This window comes from Candidatus Jordarchaeum sp., assembly GCF_052745115.1.
The window spans coordinates 1-6327 of the sequence record NZ_JBRAKS010000223.1 but is presented as its reverse complement, the minus strand read 5'-3'; the positions used below and the strand labels follow the sequence as shown (position 1 = coordinate 6327).

General features: G+C 39.2%; 7 protein-coding genes. 2 read left to right on the top strand and 5 right to left on the bottom strand.

Features of this window, described 5'->3' with window-relative positions:
• Positions 1-193: 193 nt before the first annotated feature.
• On the top strand, positions 194-1372 hold the full coding sequence (locus tag ACUVXA_RS14265; RefSeq protein ID WP_445871947.1) for a 3-hydroxyacyl-CoA dehydrogenase: 1179 nt from the start codon (positions 194-196) through the stop codon (positions 1370-1372).
• Positions 1373-1595: 223 nt separating this feature from the next.
• Here the strand turns inward: ACUVXA_RS14265 and ACUVXA_RS14260 are convergent, their stop codons facing one another.
• The 3 genes from ACUVXA_RS14260 to ACUVXA_RS14250 all read right to left on the bottom strand — a co-directional run bounded on the left by ACUVXA_RS14260 (position 1596) and on the right by ACUVXA_RS14250 (position 4827).
• Positions 1596-2744, bottom strand: a complete 1149-nt coding sequence (locus tag ACUVXA_RS14260; protein ID WP_445871946.1) for a lipoate--protein ligase family protein — start codon at positions 2742-2744, stop codon at positions 1596-1598.
• Positions 2745-2910: 166 nt separating this feature from the next.
• Positions 2911-3348 (bottom strand): gamma-glutamylcyclotransferase family protein, encoded by a 438-nt coding sequence (locus ACUVXA_RS14255; RefSeq protein ID WP_445871945.1) that lies wholly within the window; start codon positions 3346-3348, stop codon positions 2911-2913.
• Positions 3349-3750: 402 nt separating this feature from the next.
• Complete coding sequence (locus ACUVXA_RS14250; RefSeq protein WP_445871944.1) at positions 3751-4827, bottom strand: HEAT repeat domain-containing protein; 1077 nt, start codon at positions 4825-4827, stop codon at positions 3751-3753.
• 329 nt (positions 4828-5156) lie between these two features.
• Between ACUVXA_RS14250 and ACUVXA_RS14245 the strand changes: the two genes are divergently transcribed.
• A complete protein-coding gene (locus ACUVXA_RS14245; protein ID WP_445871943.1) occupies positions 5157-5531 on the top strand; it encodes a hypothetical protein in 375 nt (124 codons plus the stop codon).
• A gap of 150 nt (positions 5532-5681) precedes the next feature.
• Here the strand turns inward: ACUVXA_RS14245 and ACUVXA_RS14240 are convergent, their stop codons facing one another.
• The gene (locus ACUVXA_RS14240) at positions 5682-5993 is read right to left on the bottom strand and encodes a DUF7259 domain-containing protein (RefSeq protein WP_445871942.1); all 312 of its coding nucleotides are present in this window, start codon (positions 5991-5993) and stop codon (positions 5682-5684) included.
• 2 nt (positions 5994-5995) lie between these two features.
• Positions 5996-6301 (bottom strand): DUF6963 family protein, encoded by a 306-nt coding sequence (locus tag ACUVXA_RS14235; RefSeq protein WP_445871941.1) that lies wholly within the window; start codon positions 6299-6301, stop codon positions 5996-5998.
• Between the last annotated feature and the right edge of the window lie 26 nt (positions 6302-6327).

Below are 6327 nucleotides of genomic sequence, written 5' to 3'. Positions count from 1 at the left end.
ATTAAAAATAAAGATCATTATGTTAACCTGTTTCATATCTATAAAGAGTATCAGATTTTTTAAAGATGGGAAGTTCTTTCTTAAAATTTCGTTATAATATGAGAAAATTTAAATATACAAATATTAAAAATTCTGTAAAAAATTTTGGCAGCGGCTTTTATATGTTTAAAATTTTTTTTAGGAGGTTGTGATAATGGCTAGTGAGATTAAACGGGTTGCGGTTATTGGTGCGGGAACCATGGGTTCTGACCTCTCCCTTCTCTTCGCTCTTTACGACTTTGATGTAATTGTATACGACAAGTCCAAAACGGCTCTAAATAATTTGGACGAAAAACAGAAGAATACAATTGAAGAGCTTCGACAAATGGATTTAACTAAAAAAAGCTTTGAAGATGTTCAAGATAAAATAACGATTGCGGATAAGTTGGAGAATGTTAAGGATGTAGGTTTTATTCTTGAGGCTGTTGCTGAAGATTTAGATGTTAAGAGGAAGCTTTTCGCTGAGCTAGACAAACTTCCAAGGGAAGTGGTTTTTGCTACCAATACTTCCAGTTTGAGGGTTACAGATATAGCTAAGGGATTAAAGGGAGGCGATAGGATTGGAGGCATGCATTTTTCGAATCCGCCGATTTTGAGTCTCATGGTGGAGGTGGTGAAAGGAGAGAAAACCAGTGAGGAAACCCTGCAAGTAATATCAGATGTGGCGGAAAGGATCGGGAGGAAACCGGTTGTTTTAAGAAAGGATGTTAATGGATTTGTTAATAATAGGATTCTCATGGGTGCGGGAAACGAAACCCTATGGGCAATCTACAGAGGAGAGGTTACTCCAGAGGAGCTGGACGCCTCCCTTAGAGCTATTGGATTCCCTATGGGTTTTGCCGAAGCCAACGACATAATAGGAGCAGACATTGTACTGGCGGTAAGCAAGCACTTTGTTGAAGCTTATGGAAAACGTTTCCAACCCCCACCTGGACTTTTAGAATCGATGGTTAAGGAGGGAAGGTTGGGAAAGAAGAGTGGTAAAGGATTCTTCGATTGGAGTAAAGGCTCTCCAGAAATTGATATGAGTCTTGCGGGTAAATATGATGTTAACAGAGCCATAGCGGGAGCGGCGAACGAAGCCTTTTGGGTGATTGATGATGAGGTGGCTGATCCAAAAACCATAGATGAAATCATTAAACTAGGTTTTCGGTCTCCGGTAGGAATTTGTGAACTAGCAGACGCTATGGGCTTAGATAACCTGCTAAATACCCTGAAAAGATTGTACCAAGAGTATGAGATAGAAGTCTATAAACCATGCCCTCTCTTTGAGGAATATGTAAAAAAAGGATGGACAGGTAAAGCAACTGGAAGAGGCTTTTACAAGTACTAATTAAATGCTTAGACAAGGGTTAACTCCTTATTTTTTTACAAATTTTATACTTATTTTTGCGAATTTCTCAATAAGCCCCTTTATTTCCACTGGAAAATAAGGGAAGTTAATATCAAAAAGTAAAAAAAATATGAAAATGGAATATATAATGCTATCAATGCTTTTAATTTACACAAATACAAGTAATTCTTTAGGAAAAAATATTCTGCGTATTTCTACTAAACTAACTAGGTTCTTCGTAGCTGAGTTTACACGCTTCCAAAATAATGCTCAAAAGTTGCTCCTCACGCATCAATCCAATCTCAGCGCCGCCCTCGAATATTCCGTGAACCTTCTCCTTAATGGTTTTATTATCGATTTTTAAGCCTATAAGTTCTTTCTCCAGTTTTTCCAGAGCGTCTGCCGGAACCATATGCATTGTTCCTGTAAACATCATGTCCTTTATGATGTCTCCTTCTCTGAGAACATAGGCTCTCACCATTGGGCCTCCGGTTATCTTCAAAAACGCTTTACCCAGACTTGTACCCGATGGAATCTCCTCGAATTTCTTTTCTGCGGATCTTGCAAATATCCAAGATTCAGATCCAAACTGGCTTGTGAACTCTTTAACGTACTGCTTCTCTGCATCAGCCCACTCTCCCTCTTCCACCTCTATGTTGAATGCTTTTTTAAGTGTGTGCAGGTACATTTCTATCCAATCTCTTCTTATTCTTTCTAATTCCTTTATTCCCTCTGGGTAGACCCCCGCCTCCTCTAAGTTCCAAGTTCTGGTTTGTACATCTTTAAGGATTTTATCTGCGAATTTCTCTATAGGGGAAACTAATATTTTTGACATTAGCTCAGAGGGTTTGGTAGTTTGAGGACCACTAGCTATGCCTATCGCGTTAAAGAGACCGGAGCAACCCGAGGGCACAATCTTTCTAAAAACTTTACGGCTAGCATCCCAAATTTCCAAATCGTTGAGAGGTCGATACCTCATGGGTATCTTATACTTCTCACTTACAATATCCGCCAGCACACCCAAGAACTTCAACAGTATCAAATCTGGTTGCGAGGGCAACTCCAGGTGCGCATCCTTGTTCCAAACAACAGTCAAAACCGGCTCTACTCCGGGCTCACCGTAAATGACTCCTCCACCCGCAACAATGCCACGAGTAACCTTTACATTATTTTCAATGCAGGCATCATAGTTCACATCCCTCAGAGCATCACAGTAACGCTGAAGAAAAACCGCTGGTTTATCCATATAGAAAAAGGCTACCGTGTCAGGGATTTTTCCCTCAACCATAGCTCTCATAAAGGCGGGGATGTAACCACTATACCAATCAGCCACATCAGTTGTCGCTGTTACCATTCTCCAATTTTTAGACATATATAAAACCTCCACATCTCTCCTATACTCGTTCAATTAAATATATAACATTTTAATATAGGTAGAATTATATATAAAAATAAGATTAAATATATTTCCTATAAATATCATAATTATAAATGCACTTGATGAAGCTTCTACCTTTTATTATAAGAATTTGAAATACTTATAGATTGTTACTTTCTAATTTTTTAAAATCCTCAGGAATCACTGTAAAGTAGCTCGGACTATCCCTATATCTTTGAAGTTGTTCACCGCCCACGTAGACTATAACTTCAATTTTATCTCCATTTTCAATAATAACGTTTACAATCTTTTTTTTGTATAGCCCCTCAGCAATACCTTCAATTTCGTCTAATACTTTGATTACTTCTTCACCAATGGCGTAATAAACCTCCCCCTTCACAGAATGGCCCTTGAAATGGATTATGAAAGGAAAATTCAATTGATTAGGCCACACCAGTTTATAATCGTGTAGTAAAGCTTTTTCAAAATTAATATCCTTTAAAATCTCGGATCTTGGAGCTTTTTTAATCTCACCATCTCTGGGATCCCGGTACCTGCTCATTAGGGTACCGTATACGAATAGGTTCTGTGAACTCATAATTTTAAGTTCCCCGAAATTGATAGATTTTTTTAGAATCCTAATTTAATCTATTTCTTGTCTCCACTTTTGTCTCAGGTTTCTATTTTAACTTCGTAAAGCGTTCCCCACCTTTTACAATTGGGGCATTGTCCGGATTTTACATCTCCAGAATAGAGATAGGTTCGCCCACATCTTATGCAGTAAACTTTTCGAGTTTGACTCATATTCTCACAGTTCCACTAATTCCATTGAAAATGTTCCAGGTAGAATTTTTTAAAAACGGAGTGGAGATCTATACACGTCACCTGTGTTCAGAGTAATTTTATACTGATTAAACATTAAAAAGTCGAAAATGTTTTTAAAATTTTTTTATACCCCCTATTTCCTGGGCTGTTGTGGAGTTTTGTTTGTGAAGTTTTTCTAGGCATATTTTCCGAGGGCGAAGGAGGCTTTTCCGCGCACTTCTTCATCTTCATCTTCCAGTAGTTTCCTAAGCTTAGGCAGAGCAGCCTCGTCTACCAGACCGCGCTCCGCATACTTACCAAGGGCATAAGCAGCATCCCCACGTACCTCCTCCTTCTCATCCCCTAGAAGTTTAACGAGTTTCACCAGGGCTAGATGATCTGTGAATCCTGCTTCAGCATAGGCACTTAAAGCCTCTGCGGCATTCTCACGCACCTCTTCATCCTCATCTTCAAGTAATTTTACCAGTTTTTGTAGCGCAACCTCATCTGTAAGTCCTTGTCGAGCGTATTCGCCCAGAGCTTCTGCAGCGTCTTCACGCACTTTTGCATCCTGGTCTTCCAGCCGCTCCACAAGTTTCGCTAACGCGGTCTCGTCTGTTGCCCCTTCCTCAGCGTATTCGCCTAATGCACTCACAGCTCCTCTGCGTATCTGCACGTTTTCGTCTTCCAATAATTCTACGAGTCTTGATAGAGCCGATTCATCGGTGAGTCCTTCTTCAGCGTACCATTTAAGTAATGATACGGAGCTTCTGCGTACCTCTTCCTCTTCGTCTTCTAGTAGCTCTACCATTTTTTTAAGAACAATTTTGTCTTCTTTGTATTCTTCCTCTTCTTCATAGATGTTCTCCAAGTCTTCCGCCAGTTCATCTAATTGGTCGAATTTGTATTCTTTAATGTACAGGCATAGGATGTTGTGTATTCCGTATGTTTCTAATGCTTCGCCTTCGAATCCCATTTTTAAAATTTTTTTGTGCTCTTCTTCTATCTCATCTGCGTATTCTCTAAGCCAATCCGCAACTTCGCTTATGACATCTCCTTCCGCATCGTATATGCCAAAATTTTTCTCATAGGTTAGAGTCAATAATTCATTCTTGAAATCGATATCCAATGCAAGTTCTGCATCTAGGAAAAATGTCAGGGTTTCGTTTAATTCCCAGTCTTCGAGTTTTACTACATCTTCCAGAGCTTTCTCAACTTCTTTCAGTATTTTCCGTTGTTTTTCGTTCAAAATGTTTTCCAATTCTTTATCCATCGGCATTCTCCTCAAACTAGCAGCTTAATCTTTTCCTCTTTGAAAACTGATTTACAAATATTCGGAAAATTTTCTACAATCCATTTTCATCAGAATCAACACAATAAAGCAAACATCTCTTACAGTATATTAATTATTTTCCACATTTTACACTAAATTTTTAGAGTCAATTAAATGATAAGTAGGGAACCAGTTTCTACTTTCATTCAACTTATTAAACCGGTTGAAAAACCTTTTCATTGATATTTAACTTGAACTATTTTTACTACTCCAAAGGTATGTTAGCTGCGAATCATTTTTCGAAACCGTGAAATTTGGGATTAATTTGTATGAAGTTTCCGGAAGTTAAAGGATCAAATTTGGAAGGTCAACACTTCACATTACCGGGAGACCTAGAAGGTAAATTGAACATTTTAGTGATTGCATTCCAGCAATGGCATCAGGAACTGGTTAACACCTGGACCTTCTTTCTAAATACTCTTGGGGATAATAATCTAGGAGTTGAATATTATGAGCTGCCAACAATTAGCAGAGGATACAGAGCTGTAAGCTTCATGATAGATGTTGGAATGCGAGCCGGAATTCCGGACAGAAAAAACCGCCACCGAACAATCACCCTTTACATCAATAAAAAACCATTCAGAGAACAGCTACAAATCCCGAATGAGGATACTATCCATCTGCTTTTAGTCACAAAAGAATGAGAAATATTATGGCGCGCCGAAGGAGAATTTAGTAACCAAAAAGCCGATGAGCTAGAAACCATAACATCAGAAAAACTTGCATGAAAAAGACAGACATTGTAAGTATCTTTACCAGATTTGAAAAAATAATATAAAATATTTATTCAAGTGTCAGAAGCGCTTGGCAGCTACATGAAATTCTTTTTGACCACTTAGATCCACTATGGTCCCGTTCTCAACTATTGTCAGTGGTTCTGTTATTGTGTAGCCTATCTTTTTATTGTTCTGGATTACTTTTGCTCCTCCATAGGGGATACAGCAGAGCTGCGTTCCAATCAAATTATCCTTATCCGATGTAATTAATTTAATGGCTGTGAAGTTTTTGTCTACATGCACCTCATCATTGGGGCCGAATTCCGGCTTCATACCTGTTTTAACTAAGACCTCGAAGTCTGGCTTTCTACTCTGAGTCATGATTTCCATTGCTACCCCGCCGCCACCTCAGCCACGGCCTGGGGAGGATGGATCTCATTTAATAAAACCGCTACCTTTGCACCAGTAGTCTTATCCTCCTTGAAAATTTTTGCAACATCGGTTCTTCGCTCCACTCTCTGAGAATTCATCACACCCACATTACCTTTCATGTCAACCGCAATAAGGCCCGCATCCTGCTCCGGATTATCTTTCATAACGCTCTCCACGGCCTCCACCGCACTCAAACCGTGTTCCATCAATTCCAATGCCAGATGATTCATGGGCTTCCCGTGAACCGTTGTCCGAAACTTACCCATTTAGGACACCGCCTAAATGGTGTTCG